The 20,599-nt window shown below is 32.1% G+C and carries 24 protein-coding genes, 1 tRNA gene and 1 other annotated feature; of the genes, 1 reads left to right on the top strand and 24 read right to left on the bottom strand.

Annotated features, from left to right (window positions below):
* Window positions 1-231 precede the first annotated feature (231 nt).
* The 17 genes from rplL to CLMAG_RS00855 form a co-directional block, all read right to left on the bottom strand.
* Window positions 232-594 (bottom strand): 50S ribosomal protein L7/L12, encoded by a 363-nt coding sequence (rplL, locus tag CLMAG_RS00935; RefSeq protein ID WP_066616629.1) that lies wholly within the window; start codon window positions 592-594, stop codon window positions 232-234.
* A gap of 62 nt (window positions 595-656) precedes the next feature.
* Entirely contained in the window at window positions 657-1,157 is a 501-nt protein-coding gene (rplJ, locus tag CLMAG_RS00930; protein WP_066616627.1) for a 50S ribosomal protein L10, read from the bottom strand.
* Between the two features lie 34 nt (window positions 1,158-1,191).
* Window positions 1,192-1,320: a sequence feature (ribosomal protein L10 leader region), on the bottom strand.
* A gap of 38 nt (window positions 1,321-1,358) precedes the next feature.
* A complete protein-coding gene (gene rplA, locus CLMAG_RS00925) occupies window positions 1,359-2,048 on the bottom strand; it encodes a 50S ribosomal protein L1 (RefSeq protein WP_066616624.1) in 690 nt (229 codons plus the stop codon).
* 55 nt (window positions 2,049-2,103) lie between these two features.
* Entirely contained in the window at window positions 2,104-2,529 is a 426-nt protein-coding gene (rplK, locus tag CLMAG_RS00920; RefSeq protein ID WP_066616621.1) for a 50S ribosomal protein L11, read from the bottom strand.
* A 73-nt stretch (window positions 2,530-2,602) separates the two neighbouring features.
* On the bottom strand, window positions 2,603-3,124 hold the full coding sequence (gene nusG, locus CLMAG_RS00915) for a transcription termination/antitermination protein NusG (protein ID WP_066616618.1): 522 nt from the start codon (window positions 3,122-3,124) through the stop codon (window positions 2,603-2,605).
* A 49-nt stretch (window positions 3,125-3,173) separates the two neighbouring features.
* The gene (gene secE, locus CLMAG_RS00910; protein ID WP_066616615.1) at window positions 3,174-3,404 is read right to left on the bottom strand and encodes a preprotein translocase subunit SecE; all 231 of its coding nucleotides are present in this window, start codon (window positions 3,402-3,404) and stop codon (window positions 3,174-3,176) included.
* A gap of 45 nt (window positions 3,405-3,449) precedes the next feature.
* Window positions 3,450-3,599, bottom strand: a complete 150-nt coding sequence (rpmG, locus tag CLMAG_RS00905; protein WP_066616612.1) for a 50S ribosomal protein L33 — start codon at window positions 3,597-3,599, stop codon at window positions 3,450-3,452.
* 184 nt (window positions 3,600-3,783) lie between these two features.
* On the bottom strand, window positions 3,784-4,977 hold the full coding sequence (gene tuf, locus CLMAG_RS00900; RefSeq protein WP_066616609.1) for an elongation factor Tu: 1,194 nt from the start codon (window positions 4,975-4,977) through the stop codon (window positions 3,784-3,786).
* Between the two features lie 77 nt (window positions 4,978-5,054).
* Window positions 5,055-5,130, bottom strand: a tRNA-Thr gene (locus tag CLMAG_RS00895).
* 166 nt (window positions 5,131-5,296) lie between these two features.
* Window positions 5,297-5,938, bottom strand: a complete 642-nt coding sequence (gene sigH / locus CLMAG_RS00890; RefSeq protein ID WP_066616606.1) for an RNA polymerase sporulation sigma factor SigH — start codon at window positions 5,936-5,938, stop codon at window positions 5,297-5,299.
* A gap of 73 nt (window positions 5,939-6,011) precedes the next feature.
* Window positions 6,012-6,524: an NYN domain-containing protein gene (locus CLMAG_RS00885; RefSeq protein ID WP_066616604.1), complete on the bottom strand. Its 513-nt coding sequence runs from the start codon at window positions 6,522-6,524 to the stop codon at window positions 6,012-6,014.
* Window positions 6,521-7,291 (bottom strand): 23S rRNA (guanosine(2251)-2'-O)-methyltransferase RlmB, encoded by a 771-nt coding sequence (gene rlmB / locus CLMAG_RS00880; RefSeq protein WP_242872947.1) that lies wholly within the window; start codon window positions 7,289-7,291, stop codon window positions 6,521-6,523. Before rlmB ends, CLMAG_RS00885 begins: the two co-directional genes overlap by 4 nt.
* A gap of 164 nt (window positions 7,292-7,455) precedes the next feature.
* Window positions 7,456-8,190 carry an FAD-dependent thymidylate synthase gene (gene thyX, locus CLMAG_RS00875; protein WP_066616599.1) on the bottom strand — a complete coding sequence of 245 codons (735 nt, stop codon included), beginning with the start codon at window positions 8,188-8,190 and terminating at the stop codon, window positions 7,456-7,458.
* Window positions 8,191-8,616, bottom strand: coding sequence for a Mini-ribonuclease 3 (locus CLMAG_RS00870; protein ID WP_066616596.1), 426 nt, complete (start codon window positions 8,614-8,616; stop codon window positions 8,191-8,193).
* 26 nt (window positions 8,617-8,642) lie between these two features.
* Entirely contained in the window at window positions 8,643-10,040 is a 1,398-nt protein-coding gene (gene cysS, locus CLMAG_RS00865; protein WP_066616594.1) for a cysteine--tRNA ligase, read from the bottom strand.
* A gap of 331 nt (window positions 10,041-10,371) precedes the next feature.
* On the bottom strand, window positions 10,372-11,058 hold the full coding sequence (ispD, locus tag CLMAG_RS00860) for a 2-C-methyl-D-erythritol 4-phosphate cytidylyltransferase (RefSeq protein WP_066616591.1): 687 nt from the start codon (window positions 11,056-11,058) through the stop codon (window positions 10,372-10,374).
* 1 nt (window position 11,059) lies between these two features.
* Complete coding sequence (locus CLMAG_RS00855; protein ID WP_066616589.1) at window positions 11,060-12,163, bottom strand: PIN/TRAM domain-containing protein; 1,104 nt, start codon at window positions 12,161-12,163, stop codon at window positions 11,060-11,062.
* Window positions 12,164-12,455: 292 nt separating this feature from the next.
* Between CLMAG_RS00855 and CLMAG_RS00850 the strand changes: the two genes are divergently transcribed.
* Complete coding sequence (locus CLMAG_RS00850; protein ID WP_066616586.1) at window positions 12,456-12,860, top strand: nucleoside triphosphate pyrophosphohydrolase family protein; 405 nt, start codon at window positions 12,456-12,458, stop codon at window positions 12,858-12,860.
* A gap of 24 nt (window positions 12,861-12,884) precedes the next feature.
* Here the strand turns inward: CLMAG_RS00850 and disA are convergent, their stop codons facing one another.
* From disA to CLMAG_RS00815, 7 genes are all read right to left on the bottom strand, one after another.
* Complete coding sequence (gene disA, locus CLMAG_RS00845; protein ID WP_066616583.1) at window positions 12,885-13,958, bottom strand: DNA integrity scanning diadenylate cyclase DisA; 1,074 nt, start codon at window positions 13,956-13,958, stop codon at window positions 12,885-12,887.
* 15 nt (window positions 13,959-13,973) lie between these two features.
* On the bottom strand, window positions 13,974-15,329 hold the full coding sequence (gene radA, locus CLMAG_RS00840) for a DNA repair protein RadA (protein WP_066616580.1): 1,356 nt from the start codon (window positions 15,327-15,329) through the stop codon (window positions 13,974-13,976).
* A 133-nt stretch (window positions 15,330-15,462) separates the two neighbouring features.
* Window positions 15,463-17,904 (bottom strand): ATP-dependent Clp protease ATP-binding subunit, encoded by a 2,442-nt coding sequence (locus CLMAG_RS00835; RefSeq protein ID WP_066616577.1) that lies wholly within the window; start codon window positions 17,902-17,904, stop codon window positions 15,463-15,465.
* A gap of 23 nt (window positions 17,905-17,927) precedes the next feature.
* Window positions 17,928-18,962 carry a protein arginine kinase gene (locus tag CLMAG_RS00830; protein WP_066616576.1) on the bottom strand — a complete coding sequence of 345 codons (1,035 nt, stop codon included), beginning with the start codon at window positions 18,960-18,962 and terminating at the stop codon, window positions 17,928-17,930.
* A gap of 20 nt (window positions 18,963-18,982) precedes the next feature.
* Window positions 18,983-19,492 (bottom strand): UvrB/UvrC motif-containing protein, encoded by a 510-nt coding sequence (locus CLMAG_RS00825; protein WP_066616573.1) that lies wholly within the window; start codon window positions 19,490-19,492, stop codon window positions 18,983-18,985.
* 77 nt (window positions 19,493-19,569) lie between these two features.
* Window positions 19,570-20,034: a CtsR family transcriptional regulator gene (locus tag CLMAG_RS00820; protein WP_066616572.1), complete on the bottom strand. Its 465-nt coding sequence runs from the start codon at window positions 20,032-20,034 to the stop codon at window positions 19,570-19,572.
* Between the two features lie 312 nt (window positions 20,035-20,346).
* On the bottom strand, window positions 20,347-20,586 hold the full coding sequence (locus CLMAG_RS00815; protein ID WP_066616569.1) for a hypothetical protein: 240 nt from the start codon (window positions 20,584-20,586) through the stop codon (window positions 20,347-20,349).
* Between the last annotated feature and the right edge of the window lie 13 nt (window positions 20,587-20,599).

Genomic DNA, 20,599 nt, shown 5'->3' with positions numbered 1-20,599 from the left:
CAAGTTTTATCTATATGTGCTTCTGGATTGATCACATTATCATCATTTTAGTATAACCTATTTTTTATAATTAATTCAAATTTTTAATATAAATTCACAATAAATTACATTATTAGTAACTAATCAATGCAATTTATTATATTATCATAATCACTTAAAAAAGTCAATCATTAATTGTTTTTAATTTTAAAAGAGGCACTTTCTAAAAAGCGCCTCTAATTTTATGTATTACTATTTTATTTCTACAGTAGCACCAACTTCTGAAAGTTTAGCTTTTATAGTTTCAGCTTCTTCTTTGCTTACAGCTTCTTTTAATGTCTTAGGAGCTCCATCAACTACTTCTTTAGCTTCTTTTAATCCTAATCCAGTTAATTCTCTAACAGCTTTTATAACTTTTATTTTTTCAGCTCCTGCATTTGCTAATACTACATCAAATTCAGTCTTTTCTTCTGCTGCTGCAGCTGGTGCTGCACCTGCTACTGCTACTGGAGCAGCTGCGCTTACGCCAAACTCTTCTTCACATGCTTTAACTAATTCATTTAATTCTAAAACGCTCATTTCTTTTATAGCTTGAATTATTTCTTCTCTAGTCATTATTAGACACCTCCAAAATTTCTTTCCTTAAAATATTTAATAATTAATAGTAAGCTTCTCGATTAAGCTTCTTCTGATTCTTTCTTTTCTTTTACAGCATTCAATAAATATGCAAAATTTGATAATGGAGCCTTGAAGCTTCCAAGTAGTTTCGCAATAAGAACTTCTTTTGGTGGTATATTAGCAAGTTGTTCAACTTTTGCTGTGTCGAATATCTCGCCTTGAACTATTCCACCTTTTAATTCTAATTTCTTATGATTTTTTGCAAAATCATTAAGAATTCTTGCTGGAGCTGTTGGATCTTCGTATCCAAACGCTACTGATAAAGGTCCTTCAAGAACACTTTCGATTTCGCCAAATCCTAATTCTTTAGCTGCTAATGTAGTTAAAGTATTTTTATAAACTTTATATTCTACACCTGCTTCTCTTAGAGTCTTTCTAAGTTCTGTATCTTGCTCAACAGTTAATCCTTGATACTTAGCAAAAATTATACCTTGAGCCTTTTCCATTTTTTCCTTTATTTCTAACACTTTAGCTTCTTTTAATTGTCTATTTTTTCCCACTGTGTGTCCACCTCCTCACAGTTTAAACTGATGTTTATATAATTTAAAAGTCTCTCCGTAGACACAGAGAGACCAAATATACTAATTATATTGGAACCCTCGGTAGGCTGGTAAACCATTATGCTTTCGCACCTACTGTCTACGGAATATTTACTTATTTAACCTCTAACATTATACATTAACTTTCGTTATATGTCAATATTAATCTAGGGTTTTTGTAGGATTTATTTTAACTCCTGGTCCCATAGTAGCTGAAACTACTACAGACTTTAAGTACTGACCCTTAGCTGCTGCTGGCTTAGCTTTAATTACAGCTTCCATTAATGCATGGAAGTTCTCAATTAATTTTTCAGCTCCAAATGATTTTTTACCAAGTGGAACGTGAACTATAGCAGTTTTGTCAACTCTATACTCAACTTTACCAGCTTTGATTTCAGCTACAGCTTTTGCAACATCAAAAGTAACTGTACCTGATTTTGGGTTTGGCATTAGTCCCTTAGGTCCTAACACTCTACCTAGTCTACCAACAACCCCCATCATATCTGGAGTTGCAACAACTACATCAAAGTCAAACCAGTTTTCTTTTTGTATTTTATCAACTAGCTCTTCTGCACCTACAAATTCTGCTCCAGCTACCTCAGCTTCTTTAGCTTTGTCACCTTTAGCAAAAACTAATACTCTAACCTTTTTACCAGTTCCATGAGGAAGTACTACTGCACCTCTAACTTGTTGATCTGCATGTCTTGGATCAACACCAAGCTTTAATGCTAGCTCTATAGTCTCATCAAACTTAGCTTTAGAAGTTTTTACAGCAAGCTCCATAGCTTCTGCTGGTGTATATAGAACGTTTCTATCGATAAGCTTAGCACTTTCAATATAATTCTTTCCCATTTTCTTATCCTCCTTTGTGGTTTTAACGGTTTTTACCTCCCACTATTTTGGCTAACTATTCTTCTACAGTTATTCCCATACTTCTTGCAGTTCCTGCTACCATGCTCATAGCAGCTTCAACTGATCCAGCATTTAAGTCTGGCATTTTTGTTTCAGCAATTTGTCTCACTTGCTCTTTAGTTACTTTAGCAACTTTAGTTTTATTTGGTACGCCAGAACCACTTTCTATTCCAGCTGCTTTTTTAAGTAATACTGCAGCTGGAGGAGTCTTTAGTATAAAACTAAAAGATCTATCCTGATATACAGATATTACTACTGGAATTATTAGTCCTGCTTGGTTAGCAGTCTTAGCGTTAAATTCTTTACAGAATCCCATAATATTTACACCATGCTGTCCAAGTGCTGGTCCAACAGGTGGTGCTGGAGTTGCTTTTCCTGCAGGAAGTTGAAGTTTAATCATTCCTACTACTTTTTTAGCCATGAATTTACACCTCCTATAATGTGGTTATACGGACTTTTGTCCTCCCACTTATTAAGACTTTGCGTCTTATAAACTAATCTAGTTTTTCTATTTGATTAAAATCAAGTTCAACAGGTGTTTCCCTGCCAAACATGTTAACTAGCGCTTTAATTTTTCTCTTTTCTGTATTGATTTCTTGGATAACAGCTGGGAAGTTCTCTAGTGGGCCTGATTTAACTTTTATGTTTTCTCCCACTTCGATATCTACATTAACAGGTTTTTCTGATATACCCATAGCTGTAACTTCTTCATCTGTAAGAGGCACAGGTTTAGATCCAGGTCCTACGAACCCAGTTACTCCTCTAGTGTTTCTAACTATGTACCAAGAATCATCAGTCATTACCATGTGTACTAACACATATCCCGGAAATACTTTCTTTAAAGTAACCTTCTTTTTACCATCTTTAATTTCAATCTGTTCTTCCATAGGAACTTGAACATCATCTATCCAATGGTAAAGGTTTCTATTCTCTATAGTTTTTTCAAGGTTTGCTTTAACTTTATTTTCATAACCAGAATATGTATGAACTACGTACCATCTAGATTTCTCTGCCATAATTCAAGGGACGGGAATCTTTTTCTCGACCCCTACCTCCTTCTTATCCTTATTTAAAGATTACCTCAACTAAATTTTTGAAACCAACATCAAGTAATCCAACCATAGCTACGTAAATAGAGCAAAATATCAAAACTGTTGCCGTAGCTTTTTTTACATTTTCTTTAGAGGCCCAAGTTATTCTTTTGATTTCTGCTTTCAATTCTTTAAAAAAATTGATAACCCCGTTTCCGGATGCTGCTGGTTTTTTTATTTTTTTTGCACTATTATTTGCAGCCATTTTTTTCACATCCTCAAAATATTTTAATTATATGCCTCTATGATGTTACTTTGTTTCTTTGTGAGCTGTATGCTTATGGCAAAATGGACAATATTTTCTCATTTCTAATCTGTCTGGATCATTTTTCTTGTTCTTCATTGTATTGTAGTTTCTTTGCTTACAATCTGTACATGCTAGTGTTACTTTTACTCTCATTGTTTCCACCTCCTGATACATGCTTATCTATAAGTAAAATATGTAGTTTTCTTTATACTTAAATCACGCGTTACTTAAATAATTTATCACAACTTAGTTTTCATGTCAATTGAAATTAAAACATACATTGCAATTTATTTACATTTAAAGGACCAGGTCCAGAAACCCAGTCCCATAAATCTAATTACTCAGATATTGTAGTAACAACTCCTGAACCAACAGTTCTTCCGCCTTCTCTTATAGCGAATCTTAATCCTTCATCCATTGCTACTGGAGTGATTAATTCAACTTTCATGTCTATGTGGTCTCCAGGCATAACCATTTCCATTCCATCTGGTAATTTGATTGATCCTGTAACGTCTGTTGTTCTGAAATAGAATTGTGGTCTGTATCCATCGAAGAATGGTGTGTGTCTTCCGCCTTCTTCTTTCTTAAGTACGTATACTTGACCTACGAATTTTTTGTGTGGTTGAACTGAACCTGGTTTTGCTAATACTTGACCTCTTTCGATATCATCTCTTTGAACACCTCTTAATAATGCTCCGATGTTATCTCCTGCCATCGCTTGATCAAGAAGCTTTCTGAACATTTCTACTCCTGTACATACAGTTTTGCCTTTTTCTTCTTTTAATCCAACGATTTCTACTTCGTCTCCAACTTTTAATATTCCACTTTCAACTCTTCCTGTTGCAACTGTTCCTCTTCCTGTGATTGTGAATACATCTTCTACAGGCATTAAGAATGTCTTATCTGTTGCTCTTTCTGGAGTTGGGATATAGCTATCTACTGCATCCATTAAATCCATTATTGGCTTTATTGCTTCTTCATCTGTTGGGTTTTCTAATGCTTTTAATGCTGATCCTGCAACTATTGGTGTATCATCTCCTGGGAAATCATACTCGCTAAGTAATTCTCTAACTTCCATTTCAACTAACTCTAATAATTCAGCATCGTCTACCATATCAGCTTTGTTTAAGAATACTACTATATATTGTACTCCAACTCTTGATGCTAGTAGTATATGTTCTCTTGTTTGTGGCATTGGACCATCTGCTGCACTTACAACTAGTATTGCTCCATCCATTTGCGCTGCTCCTGTTATCATGTTCTTTACATAGTCAGCGTGTCCTGGACAGTCAACGTGAGCATAGTGTCTGTTTTCTGTTTCATACTCAACGTGTGCTGTGTTGATTGTGATTCCTCTTTCTCTTTCTTCTGGCGCTTTATCTATTGCAGCATAATCAAATGCTTCTGCAAATCCCTTTTTTGATAATACTGTTGTGATTGCTGCTGTTAATGTTGTCTTACCATGGTCTACGTGTCCTATTGTTCCTATGTTTACGTGTGGCTTATTTCTTTCAAATTTTGCTTTTGACATTTTTGTATTCCTCCCTGTTTAACGCATATTTTGTTTAGGTAAACTCACCCTGGTGTGTTGTGAACTTTATATATTATTGGAGCCCATGACCGGGATTGAACCGGTGACCTCCACCTTACCAAGGTGACGCTCTGCCGACTGAGCTACATGGGCAATTTTTCATGAAGTGGGAGTGTATATCAATCCATAAATATACAGATTAGAAACTATTAGTTTCCTAATTAAACATACCCCACTTCTATTATTTTATAATTAATTAAAAGTTATATACCGATTATCAATTTTAATACAAGTATATTTTTTTGTCAATATGTATTTTCTATTTATCACTTAAACATTTCTCTAATTTTCTTTTTACTCTTTGCAAAGCGTTATCTATAGACTTTGCATGTCTATCTAAATCACAAGCTATTTCCTGGTATGACTTCCCATCAAGGTAAGACATTAGCACTTCCAATTCTAAAGTAGATAAAACTTCACCAATCTCATTTTGTATATGATTTAATTCTTCTCTACTTATAATTAATTCTTCAGGATCTGCCACCCTCGCCTCTGATAGAACGTCTAATAAGGTTCTATCTGACTCTTCATCATAGATAGGCTTATTTAGAGAAACATATGTATTCAATGGTATATGCTTTTGACGAGTAGCAGTTTTTATTGCAGTTATTATTTGTCTTGTGACACACAATTCAGCAAAAGCTTTGAAAGAAGATAACTTATCTGGTTTAAAATCCCTGATAGCTTTATACAAACCTATCATTCCTTCTTGATATATATCCTCTTTATCTGCCCCAATTAAGAAATAAGACTTAGCTTTGGATTTTACAAAGTTTTCATACTTACTAATCAAGTACTCCTGAGCTCTAGTATCCCCATTTTTCGCTTCAATTACAACTTCCTCATCCAATCTATCTTCAAAGGAGGAAATTTTTTTAGCAACATAACCCCTTTTTTCCAAGGTATCCCCTCCAAAACAATTATAGGCCACATAACTGATTATACATTACATATAAATTTATAGTCAATAGATTTCACTTACTTCTTCGAATTTTTTCAAGCTTTTCCAATATATTCTGCTCAATTCTGTCTTCTAGTGTCTCTCTTTTTTGCGAATACTTTTTGGCTATTTTATTTTTAATTTTCAATTCTACTGCTTTAATTTCGTGATAAAATTCTATAGAGGACATTCTTACCGCTCCTCTTTGAAAAACAATCTGTTGTTCCAGTGAGTCTGACGTTACAACACAAACCTCAGACCTACGCCCTATTCTATTGACTTCCTTCTCAATGAAGTTGTCTGCGGTTTCTCCCTCTTTTGTAAATATAACTATAATGTTATCACTAATTTTCTCTCGTTTTTCTATGCTGCCACATACCATATGCGCATCAAAAACTATAAAAATCTTATAGCCATTGTAAGATGCATAATTACTTAAAATTTCTATTAATTGTTGTCTCGCAGCTTCGAAACTATACTCTTTTATGTTCTTCAGTTCAGGCCAGTAGCTTATCACATTATATCCATCCACAAAAATTTTTTTCACTTTTTACCACATTTGATTTTTTGTTTAAGGATTTCATACATTAGTATACCACCTGCAACTGAAGCATTTAATGATGATATTTTTCCAACCATAGGTATCTTCACAAGAACGTCGCATTTTTCCTTCGTAAGCTTTAAAATGCCTTTTCCTTCACTTCCAATTATCAATGCCAAAGGCCCATTAAAATTGGCATCACAACAATAGCTTTCTCCAGACATATCTGCTCCATAAACCCATATACCTTTTTCTTTAAGTTTATCTATGGTATTATTTAGGTTGGTAACCTTACTTATTCTTACATGCTCTACAGCTCCCGCCGAGGACTTATATACAGTAGGAGTTACCCCCACATTTCTTCTCTTAGGTATTATTATTCCATGTGCTCCACAGGTTTCTGCTGTTCTGATTATAGACCCAAAATTATGAGGATCTTCTATCTCATCAAGAATTATTATAAAAGGTTCCTCTTCTTTTTCGCGAGCATATGCCAATATATCTTCCACATCAAAATATTTATAAGGTGTAATCTGAGCAATTACTCCTTGATGAGCACCGGTTTCAGAAATTTGATCTAACTTCCTTCTATCCACTTGCTTTACTACTACTTTTTTATCCTTTGCTAGGGCTAATACCACATTTATAGATCCTGTAACATCCCCGCTAGCAACAAGTATCTGCTCTATTGTCCTGTTATTACGTAAAGCTTCTATTACTGCATTTCTCCCTTCAATAATATCTTCTCTAATTGTATTTTCAGAACTATCTATATTTTCCTTTAGATTATTACTAACTTTATTATTCTTTTCTTTTGATTTTACATATCTATTTTTAAAATCTTTTTTTGCTTCTTTCACACTATTACCTCTCTAAATTGTATAATTTTATTAAGATATAAAACGAATCTTATTTTCTAACTCATACTTAGAATAATCTATATATATCTTTTTCTTACTTCCTCGATTTTACCACAAGTCATCTTACCTTCTGGGCAACCCCCATTAACACAAGAAGGTCCACAATGCTTAAAAAGAATAGGCGCTACTTCTTTTACAAGCTTTAACATTTGATCTGCCAAGTTTCTTATCTCCCATTGAGCTCTATTACAGCATCTGTGATTGAAGAAATTCACCAAGGTTCTTGCATTCATTGTAAATATCACCTTAGTTTCACAAGCATTAGGAAAAACATATCTGGCATCTTCTATAGCTTTTTTCTCTGCTGCTATAGGTTCTATACCATCTTTTAAATATTTTTCTCTTAAAATATCTGTTAATTTATCATAGTCTTTTTGGCTATTTTCCATTGCATTAACAAATATTTTGCTTGCCTCTTCATCCTTTTCAATTTCTGGGGGAACTATATACTCAAACTGCTTTAACCTTACATATCTTTGGCTTTGTTGGGAGTATGACGCTATTCTATGTCTTACTAACTGGTGACTTAAGCTTCTAGAAACTCCTTCTACGGCAAAAGTAAAAGATACGTGTTCTATTGGTGATTCGTGTCCATATGACATAAGCATATTTAAAAATCTTTTTGCACTTTCATCATCTAGCTTTTTTTCCAATTCGTCTATTCCCACAGCACTGTAACACAATTTAGCCGCCGCAGCTATAACCTTTTCTGGGTTCGGTGTATGCTCTATCAATTTAACTCTAAGTGACATTTATACTCCTCCATTATCATGTATTTGTACTATAGTATTTAACAAATACTCTAATCTTTCAATTTGATTTGTTAAATATAAGAATCCTATTAATGCTTCAAAGCCTGTTGCAAATCTATATTCTTGGATATCTGCATTCTTAGGAGTAGTTGCTGACTTAGAATTTCGTCCTCTTTTAAAGAAATATATTTCTTCCTCAGTTAACTTATCCTCCAGCTTCTTTATAAACTCACTTTGTGCATGCGCTTTTACAAATTGAATACACTCTTTATGGAGTTTATGAACGGACATTTCTGTATTTTTTTCTACTAGATGTGTTCTTATGAAAACTTCATATATTGCATCTCCAACATAAGCAAGCACCAATGGATTTATTTGTCTAACATCATTGTTATTAAATCTTCCTTTTAATAAACTAAAATCCATTTAACTTCTCCACTTCAACTTTATTTTTAAATTCTTTTCCATCTTACACCCTGAGGAGTATCTTCAAGGATAATTCCTTGAGCCTTTAGGTCGTCTCTTATTTTATCTGATAATGCCCAATCTTTATTTTTTCTTGCCTGTTGTCTCTGCTCTATAAGTTTCTCTATTTCTTCTTCTATGCTTCCTTTTTTCGAATTTTGGAGTATTCCTAACGGATTTCCGAGTTCTCTTATTAAATCTAGCGAATACTTAACTAATTCTTTTGACGAATTTGATCCTACATTTGTATTAATCTCTCTTACCAAATCAAATATAACTGATATAGCATCTGCAGTATTGAAGTCATCATCCATTTTTTCAATATACTTTTGTCTATAAGAAGTTAACGTCTTAGTATATTCTTTTTCACTTTCTGTAATGTTTTCTACCTTAACCTCATCTAATAGGTTTTCTAAATTTGCAATTGAATTGTATATTCTATCTAATGCTGCTTTTGTAGAGTCCAGTAGTTCTAAACTAAAATTTATTTGAGTTCTATAATGTCCTGATAACATAAACATTCTTATTACATCTGCATCATACTTTTCCAATATCTCTCTAGCTGTAAAAAAGTTGTTAAGAGACTTAGACATTTTCTGGTTATTCACGTTAACAAAGGCTGAATGCATCCAATAGTTTGCAAAAGTTTTACCAGTTCTAGCTTCGCTCTGAGCTATTTCGTTTTCATGGTGCGGAAATGCTAAATCTGAACCACCTGCATGTATATCTATAGTTTCTCCTAATAAATCACGAGCCATACATGAGCACTCTATATGCCATCCTGGCCTTCCCATACCCCATGGACTTTCCCAAGCAGGCTCACCTGGCTTTTGACTTTTCCAAATAGCAAAATCCATAGGATCTTTTTTTCTTTCATCTACATCTATTCTTGCTCCTAATTGAAGTTCTTCAATATTTTGTTTAGATAGCTTACCATAACCTTGGAATTTTTTCGTATTAAAATAGACATCTCCATTTGTCTCATAAGCGTATCCTAAATCTATCAATTCTTTTACGAATTCAACTATTTGATTTATATAGTGAGTTGCTCTAGGGTTTACTGTAGCTCTTTCAATATTTAACGCATCTGCATCTTTGTAATATTCTTCTATAAATCTATCGCCCAATTCTTTAACTGTGGTATTCTCTTCATTAGCTCTTTTTATCATTTTATCATCTATGTCTGTGAAATTTTGTATAAAGTTTACTTTATACCCTCTGTACTCAAAATATCTTCTAACAGAGTCAAAAACAACGAAAGTTCTAGCATTACCTATGTGGAAAAAATTGTAAACCGTAGGTCCACATACATACATTTTTACTTCCCCTTCACTTAAGGGAATAAATTCTTCTTTTTGTCTAGTCATTGTATTGAAAATTTTCATATTAATCTCTACCTCCTAATTCTACATTTACATTATCCTCTATATTAATATTATCCTTTAAACAACAAAATAGTATAATCTACTTCATAATTTCACTTTAATATACTTAAATATTTTAACATATTATAATAACTTATTTAACCCTTATTAATATTTTTATACTGTATTTTTATATACACCCATTTGACCCATCTACTCTTTAAATATACTATAGTTTTACCCAGATTGTAACTTACTTATCTCTAACTTATAATCATATTAAATTAACTAGTCATTGTAAATTATTAAAGTCTCTTACTGAATAAGCAGCAAGAGACTTTATAAAAAAACATCATATTTGTTCAACTATTTTTTCGGCTATATATAAATCCTCTGGTGTTGTAACCTTTATATTCTTGTAGCTTCCCTCATACAAGTAAACCCTATGTCCATAATATTCAACTACTGTAGTATCATCAGTAACATTAATAGAATTCTCTGATAACTTTTGATGACAATCGGCAATTAAATTATACTTAAAGCATTGAGGCGTTTGAACTAAAAAAAGCTTATTTCTATCTGGCGTTTCAGCTGAAAATCCTTTTTCATCTTTAATCTTTATTGTATCTTTTGGAACTACTCCGCAAGTACATGCCCCGTAAAGTTTAGCATATTTTATGCCACTTTCAATAATATCCTTAGTAACGAATGGTCTAGCTCCATCGTGAATTAAAACAATCTCGCAGTCTTCAATAGCCTTTAGGCCGTTGTATACTGAGTCTTGTCTTTCTTTTCCACCTGCTACAACCTCTAGAACCTTCTCAATCTTATACTTCTCTACTATTTCTTTTTTACAATAGTCTATTTCACTATCTGCGCATACTATGATAATTCCATTTATTAGTTTACTATTAGAGAATGTATTTAGCGAATAATAAAGAAGTGGTTTATTATTTATACTAAGAAATTGTTTGTTAATGTTAGCCCCCATTCTTTTACCTCTTCCAGCCGCCACAACAACTGCATAATTCTTACCCATATTAAACTTCCTCTTTCTGTTTTGCAAAAATCATTCTTCCCGCCGCTGTTTGAAGGACAGATGTGACCACTACATCCTTAATCTCTCCTATGTGCTTTCTTCCTCCCTCTACAACTATCATAGTACCATCATCTAGATACGCAACACCCTGACCTGACTCTTTTCCATCTTTAATTATTTGTATTCGCATTTCTTCACCTGGTAAAACTACTGGTTTCACGGCATTTGCTAGTTCATTTATATTTAAAACAGGCACTCCCTGAAATTCCGCAACCTTATTTAAATTATAGTCATTAGTTATAACTTTACCATTAAGCACTTGAGCAAGTTTTAGAAGCTTACTGTCAACCTCTGCGATATCTGGAAAATCTTTTTCATATATCTGAACCTCTATATTTAGTTCTTTTTGAATTTTATTTAGTATATCTAGCCCTCTTCTTCCTCTGTTTCTTTTTAACCCATCTGAGGAATCTGCTATGTGTCTTAGTTCTTCTAATACAAAGTTAGGTATTACTAAAGTTCCTTCTATAAAACCAGTCTGACATATATCAAATATTCTACCATCTATTATCACTGAAGTATCTAGCACCTTAGAGTATCCTTTATAGTCACCCTTGCCCTTCTTTTCTTTATTTGATGATGTTCTTTTAATACTTATATTCGAAAATAAAGCCAATAACTCTTCTCTTTTTCTTATAGCTATATTGGCACCTAATGCAGCCATTACTAATTCTATCATTACAGCTAAAATGGCTCCTATTACAGGAATGCTAGCTAATAAATTTACAAACAATGCTGCTATTACAAGACCTACGATAGCTCCTGAAGTACCAAGTAGTATTTCTGTAGCTGGCAGCTTTTGCATACTTTTTTCAATATAATCCATAATCTTAGTTATACTAGAATTAATCCAAGGAGATATTAAAAATAATATGATTCCGAAAAATATAGTTGATAAAATTAAAAATAATACTGTTTTTATAGGACTATTGGCAAAATACCCTGAATCCATAAAATACCTAGTATGGGTTACTTCATCCCCAATTAAATAACCTAGTATTAGTCCTATCCCAGTAAAAAGTCCTCTTAATATCTTTTTGAACAATAATTTCACCTCCATTTTAATTATTAACATTTTTTACAATTTTAAATCCTATTAATATATAATATATTAATAAATTGTTTTTTTCAATAAGACTTCACTTATTTAATAAATTGTTCACCTTAAATTCTGTCCATTATTTTACATATTAATCCCCCTATTCATAATGTTATTATTCATTTATTATATAAGAGAAGATTAAAATTCTCATTATAGTTTATTGACAAAATTATCTAAAAAAGGATATAATTAACTTGTAGATGCTTACATAAATCTATATAAGGAGTTGAACTCGATGAAAGATGTAATTTTTGATGATTTTCAGAATGCAGTAGATGAATCCCTATTAAGACATAAAAGTATTTTGGATCTAATGAGCAAGTTTCAAGAATCTAATGGAAGAATAAATAGAGCTATTGCAAAATCAATTACAAATTGCGGATGCATCCAAGTCAGTGGAAAAAAGCAGAACCTACCAGAAGACGATGATAACATAAATATAGAATCCTTAAAAAGTTGTTTTAATACTCACATTAATGGAAAACTTTGCGATAACTGTAGAGAAGTAATCGAACGGGAAATGGGGAATAATCTCTTTTACTTAACTTCTCTCTGCAATATTTTAGATTTAAACCTATATGATGTGTTTCTTAAAGAATACGATAAAATTAATACCTTAGGTAAATATTCTTTTAGATAATATTTTAGCACAAAATAATATATATTATTTTGTGCTAAAATTATTATCTATCATTATTTGCTCTCTAAGTCTTCTAAGTCCATTCTTTATAGCTCTAGCTCTAGCTTCCCCTATGCCTTCCACTTTATCCAATTGCTCATAGGAAGCTTCTGTTACACCTTTTAGCTCTTTAAAGTTTCTAACTAAATTCTCAATTACATTCGTTGGTATTCTAGGTATCTTACTTAGCATTCTATACCCTCTCGGTGATATTAATGTATCCACCAATGGCACTCCAACATATCCTAAAGCTTTAGAAATAAAATCTAAATTTAATAGTTCCTCAGAAGCCATAGTTTGAATTTGTTTATATATATCATTATAGTCCATACTGTTTTGACAATAATCTCGTATTAACAATATACCATCTTGCTCAACGCTCTTTACCAATTCATTAAGCTGCATCGATATAAGTCTTCCTTCGTTTCCCAACTCACATATGTATCTTTCAATTTCAGATACAATTCTCATAACCATCTCAGTTCTTTGAATAGCAGTTATAACATCAAATAATGTTACTAAATCCTGAAACTCTAGTATGTTTAGATTACTTACTACTCTATCCAAAACAGCCACATATTTTTCTAAAGTTTGCAGAGCTTGATTTGCTCTTCCAAGTATTATACTACTATCTCTTAATACATATTTGATATTTCCCTTATATATGGTTATTATGTGTCGTCTTTGAGAAATAGCAACAACTATTGCTCCTGTTTGCTTAGCTACCCTATCTGCAGTTCTATGTCTTGTTCCAGTCTCAAAAGTAGGTATGCTAGCATCTGGAATAAGCTGAGCATTTGCATATATAATTTTTTTCAGATCACTACTTAGCACTATAGAGCCATCCATTTTAGCAAGCTCATATACATAAGAAGGACTGTATTCTGAATTTATAGCAAATCCTCCATCAACTATTTTTAGTATCTGTTCATTGTCGCCAAATATCAGTAATCCACCAGTTTTTGCTCTTAGTATATTTTCTAATCCCTCTCTTAATTGGGTACCAGGAGCAAGTAATTTAAGTACATTCATAAGTTCTTTATCTTTTTCAAATCTCAATACAATCACCCTATATTAAAAAACTTTGTTCACCGCTTCTTTAAGGGAAGATACTCCAATAATATTTATTCCCTTACTTTTTATTTTTTCCTTATTTCTGAATGGTATAATTACATTTTTAAATCCCATTTTCTCAGCTTCATTTACGAGCCTATCACAAAATGATATGGGTCTAACCTCACCTGTAAGACCTAACTCTCCAACTACTAGCAGATTTTCTAGGCCTATTTCCTTAGACTTAATACTGGATATAAGCGAGAGTGCAAGCCCCAGGTCTCCAAAGGTTCCATCTACATCAAGTCCACCTACCACATTTACATAAACATCACAATTATAAAAAGGTACCTTTAACTTTTTTTCTAAGACAGCTAAAATGAGATTTAGTCTTGAACTATCCACACCAACTACTGTCCTTCTAGGCATAACAGCCTTAGTTTCGCTAACTAATGCTTGTATTTCAACTAAAATAGGTCTAGTTCCTTCCATTATACCTATAACTACTGATCCTTCTTTTTGAAAACCTGTTTCTTCAAGAAACACCGCGGATGGATTAGATATTTCCTCTAGACCATTCTCCTTCATTTCAAAAACCCCAATTTCACTTGTGGTACCAAAACGATTTTTCATAGTTCTAAGAATTCTAAAATCTTCTGTTCTCTCTCCTTCGAAAGACAGTACAGTATCTACCATATGTTCAAGAACTCTAGGTCCTGCAAGTTCACCTTGTTTGGTAATGTGCGCCACTATAAAGAAGGATATATTCTTAGTTTTACCTATACGCATAATATCGTTAGAACTCTCACGAACTTGAGAGACACTTCCTGGCGCTGAAGTAATAGATTGTTTATATAATGTCTGTATAGAATCAATTATAACAAATACTGGTTTAATATTCTCTATATGTTCTTCTATTTTCTCTAGATTTGTCTCTGAAACTATATATAATTCTTGAGATATTGCCTCTAATCTATCTCCTCTCATTTTTATTTGCTCTTCTGACTCCTCACCAGAAATATATAAAACCTTACCATATTTTTTTGCAATATTATTAGCTGTTTGCAAAAGCAATGTTGATTTACCTATACCTGGAGCACCTGATATTAATGTAAGAGATCCTTTAACGATACCACTGCCTAGAACTCTATTTAATTCTGATATTCCAGTATCAAATCTATCATATTCACTAGACTTTATATTTAATATACTTTTAGGTAAGCTGTTTGATGTAGAAGATATTCCTGAGGAAACGCTTACTTTTTTAATTTCCTCAACCATACTATTCCAAACATTGCAATTAGGGCATTTGCCAATCCATTTTAATGACTCATACCCACACTCTTGACATACAAAAGTAGTTTTGCTTTTGGCCATTAAAACCACCTCCTTCTATACAGAATATAATTATACAGTATTATTCCTGTATTTTGTTAATAATAATCAAAACTTTTAAAAATTAAAAGACAGCGTATAAATATCAAGCATTTATACATTGTCTTTTATAAAACTAAACTATCTTATTGAAAATCAACTCACTATCTTCTACACTGACCTTTACCTTATCACCCTTCTGTACGTTGCCTCTCAGCATTTCTTCAGAAAGTTTATCTTCTACTGTCTTTGTTATAGCTCTTCTAAGTGGTCTTGCACCATAAGTTAAATCAAACCCCTTTTTAGTAAGAACTTCTTGAGCTTCATCTGTAAATTCAATTTCTATATTCTGTTCCTTTAATCTTTCAGCTACTGTGTTTAGCATTAATTTTACTATTTGTTTTAAATCTTCTTCTTCTAACTGATGAAATACTACAATGTCATCAATTCTATTTAAGAACTCTGGTCTAAATGATCGTCTAAGCTCTTCCATTACATTTCCCCTCATTTTTTCGTATTCATTCTTCTTTTCATCCTGATCGCTTAGGGCAGCAAATCCCATGGACTTTTGTTTTCTAATAGTTGAAGCTCCCACATTTGAAGTCATTATTATAATTGTATTCTTAAAGTTTATAGTCTTTCCTTTTCCATCAGTAAGTCTTCCATCTTCAAGTATTTGCAATAAAATGTTAAACACTTCCGGATGGGCTTTTTCTATTTCATCAAATAATACGACTGAATAAGGATTTCTTCTAACCTTCTCAGTTAATTGACCGCCTTCATCAAAACCTACATATCCTGGAGGTGCTCCTATAAGTCTTGATACTGTATGCTTTTCCATATATTCAGACATATCAATTCTTATTATATTATTTTCATCACCAAACATAGCTTCAGCTAATGCTTTTGAAAGCTCTGTTTTTCCAACCCCTGTAGGTCCTAGGAATATAAAGGATCCTATAGGTCTCTTAGGATCTTTAAGGCCAACTCTAGCTCTTCTTACAGCTCTTGCTATAGATCTTACAGCCTCATCCTGTCCTATAACTCTATTATGAAGAATCTCTTCCAGTTTCAGTAACCTTTCAGACTCTTTCTCAGTTAACTTTTCCACAGGAATATTGGTCCATTTTGATACTGCTGCTGCTATTTGCGGTTCTGCAACAGTAAGAGTTGAAACATCTTTTTGGGTTTTCCAATTAGTTTTTGCCCCTTCCAACTTATCTTTTATTTCTTTTTCTCTATCTCTTAATCTGGCAGCCTTTTCAAAGTCTTGAACTCTTATAGAATCTTCTTTTTCTTTTGTAATCTTTTCAAGTTCAATTTCTAATTCTTTTAAATCTGGTGGAGCCGTTAAATTTTCAATTCTAACTTTTGCAGCTGCTTCATCTATTAAATCTATTGCCTTATCTGGTAAGTATCTATCAGTTATATACCTATCTGATAAGTTTACTGCTGCATCTATTGCATCGTCTGTAATTTTCACTCTATGATGTGCTTCATATTTATCTCTTAAGCCCTTTAGTATAAGCACTGCCTCATCTTTTGTTGGCTCTCCTACCATAATAGGTTGAAATCTTCTCTCTAATGCAGCATCTTTTTCAATATACTTTCTATACTCATCAATAGTAGTAGCTCCTATGCATTGAATCTCTCCTCTAGCTAAAGCAGGCTTTAGTATATTAGATGCATCAATAGCACCTTCAGCTGCACCTGCACCTATAAGAGTATGGATTTCATCTATAAATAATATAACATTTCTCGATTTTTTTATTTCTTCCATAACTTTCTTTAGCCTATCCTCAAACTCTCCTCTATACTTAGCTCCAGCTATCATTGAAGATAAATCTAAAGTTACAACTCTTTTATCTTTAAGTATTTCTGGAATATTCGCAGATACTATCTTTTGTGCAAGCCCCTCAGCTATAGCAGTTTTACCAACGCCAGGATCACCTATTAGACATGGATTATTTTTTGTTCTCCTACATAGTATCTCAAGAACTCTTTGAGTTTCCTTTTCCCTTCCTATTACTGGATCTAGGTTACCTTCCTTAGCCATTACCGTTAAATCTCTTCCAAACTGATCTAAAGTAGGAGTAGGTTCTCCACTATTTTTATTGGAGTTACCTGTATTTGCAGGTTGTTCACCAGACAGTGCATCTACTAAATCTTTCCTAAGCTTATTAAAATCAGCACCTAGATTATTTAGTATAGTAAATGCAACACCTTCAGCTTCTCTTATAAGAGCCAATAGTATATGCTCAGGACTTATATAGTTATGATTTAAATTTCTTGCTTCAAATAAACTCAATTCTAGAAGCCTTTTTGTTCTTGGTGTAAGTGGAATTTCTTTTTTATATAATTCCATCTCTCCCTTACCTTCATACTCTTCTACTAGGTTTCTTACATTCTCTACTGTAATGCCCATATCATTTAAAAGGTTCTTAGCTATACCTTCTTCTCTTAAAATACCTAATAATATATGCTCAGTTCCTACATATCCGTGTTGTAGTGATTGAGCTTCTTCTTGAGCATAAAAAAGAACTTTTTGTGCTCTCTCTGTAAATCTTCCAAACATCATATTCTATTCACACTCCTTATTTATTATGATACTTTCTCAGTTATTCTTTCTCTAACTAATTTTGCTCTATTAAATTCTTTTTCCTTATTAGACAGCTCTTTATTCACTGCTTGCTGTATTGTTGCATTTTGAGTTTCTACAAGAAGTTTATTTAACACAACCTTATCCACATCTTTAATTATTCCCATTTCCACTCCCATTCTTACATCAGATAAAAGTTTTAGACATTCATCTGAGCTTAAAAGTATAGCTGCCTTTAGTATTCCTAATGCTCTATAAATTCTATCTTCAATTTCATATTTATATCTTTTAATAATATCTTCTTTTAATAAATTTTCTTCATGTATAATTTGATTTACAACTACTTTTAAATTAGTTAAAATTTCTTCTTCACTAAGTCCTAATGTTATTTGATTTGATATTTGATATATGTTACCTATTGTTTTTGATCCCTCTCCAAACAATCCCCTGACAGTCATACCAACCTGCGTAATTGCATTGACTACCCCATTCATTTTATTGCTTAATCCAATAGCCGGAAGATGAATCATGACAGATGCTCTAAGCCCTGTTCCAATATTAGTTGGACAGGCTGTTAAATATCCTAACCTTTCATCAAAAGCATAATCTAACTTTTCTTCTAAAAGATTATCAATTTTATTACTTAAATCCAATGCCTCATCTAAATTAAAACCTGCTGTAATACTCTGAATTCTTATATGATCCTCTTCATTTATCATAATACTAACAGTTTCATTTTTATCTACAATAAATGCAGCTGAACTTTCATTATCTAAAAGCTTTTTACTTATTAAGTGTCTCTCTAAAAAAGTTTCATTGAAAATATTTTCTTTTTCCCATAAATAAATAGTTTTAAATTCATCATCCTTTTGTGAAAATGTATAAAAAGCATTTTCAACAAGTTTTATTAATTCTTTTCTTTTATCAATTTCTAATTTATGAGGAAATGATGTTTTATCTAAATTTCGTGCTAATCTTATTCTACTACTCAATACTAAATCCTCATTTTTCGCATTAGATGTTATCCAGTTTTCCATAACTTTTTTCCCTCCTAACTCTACTGATTTTGAAGCTTTCTAATAGCATCTCTAATTTCTGCTGCTCTTTCATACTCTTCAGAACTTACAGCTTTTTGGAGGTCTTCCTTTAATTTTAACAACCTTTTTTTGTCAATTATATCTTTTCCTGCTTTTCTAGGTATTTTTCCTATGTGCTCGATACTCCCCTGAACTCTCTTGATTACAGGCTCTAATGTTGATTTAAAACTTTCGTAGCATTGACTGCATCCAACTAACCCCTTCTGTCTAAACTCACTATAGGTAATGCCGCAACTTTTACACGAAGTTTTCAAAATTTTTTGAGGTTGACTGGAACTCCCTATATAATCCATTATGCCACTTAATATATTTTGGAAAGTAAAAGTTGAAGGAAAGACTTCTTCACTAAAATTTAAATCTACTTTTTCTTTAGCACACTTTTCGCATACATTAAACTCATACTTTGCTCCATTTATAATTTTTGTTACATGAATAGTCGCATCATTTTGTTTACATACTTCACATAGCATAATATCACCTCCACAATTAAGTTTATTCATTGCTTTTTATATTCTATTGTGTAGTATATATTTTTCTATATAATGAGTTAAGATTTAATTAAAACTACAGTAACAATTGACTTTAAAATGTCTGCTCTTAGTTTATTTTTGTTATCTAAAGATACATTTAACGTCCTATCATTTATTGCTGCTTTTAAAATATCACTCTCCCTTTTAGTAATTATGCCAGAGTCCACTAAGCCCTCTATTATATAAGCACCTGTATTATAAGTTATGCTATCTCCTATTTTTTCATTTATTACATCTAATAAAGATTCGTCTTGCTTCAACTTAAACTGCTTTATTATAATATACCCGCCTCCCCCTCTTCTACTTTCAATATAATAGCCTTTATCTATTGTAAATCTTGTTGTTAATACATAATTTATCTGAGAAGGCGCACAACTAAAATAATTAGCTAATTCATTTCTTACGATTTGCAATTGATTTTCACTGCTATTTTTGATCATATCTTTTATGAATTCTTCTATAACATCTGATAGTCTGGTCATAAGAACACTCTCCTGACTTTTACTTTCTTTGACTTTTATTTAATTCTAATACTGTTTATTTACTTATTCAACATTTATATTTCTTGAAATTTTCATCTTTTAAATCAAAAATCTCAAATATATTATTTTATCTTTTATTTTCTAAATCAATCTGTATAAATCATAAAATATTTATAATTCCAAGCCTTACACCACATATCAGATTATAAAAATATAAATAATTATAAGTTCACAAAATCTTTCTCTGGATAATTGTTTTCTAAACTAACGCAATAAACAACTGACTCATAAGTTTTACAAGTCAGTTATTTATTATCCATTATTTTTATATGCCTCAATGTAATATTTTCTGTCATTTTGCCTTTCATATAAATTAACTACAAAATTATTAGTTTCTAACATCTTGCATACTATATTCACATTCTGCGTTTCATCATTATGTATGCTAATTGTAAGATTATCATTTTTATTAACTATAGATATATAATCATAAATACTACTATAATCTCCTAATTCTATAGATCCATTTATATCCATGTGGTATTCTGACATAAAATCTCTCCTT

The organism is Clostridium magnum DSM 2767, from assembly GCF_001623875.1.
GTDB lineage: Bacteria > Bacillota > Clostridia > Clostridiales > Clostridiaceae > Clostridium_AM > Clostridium_AM magnum.
The sequence above is the reverse complement of the archived record's forward strand: the minus strand, read 5'-3'. Positions and strand labels throughout refer to the sequence as shown.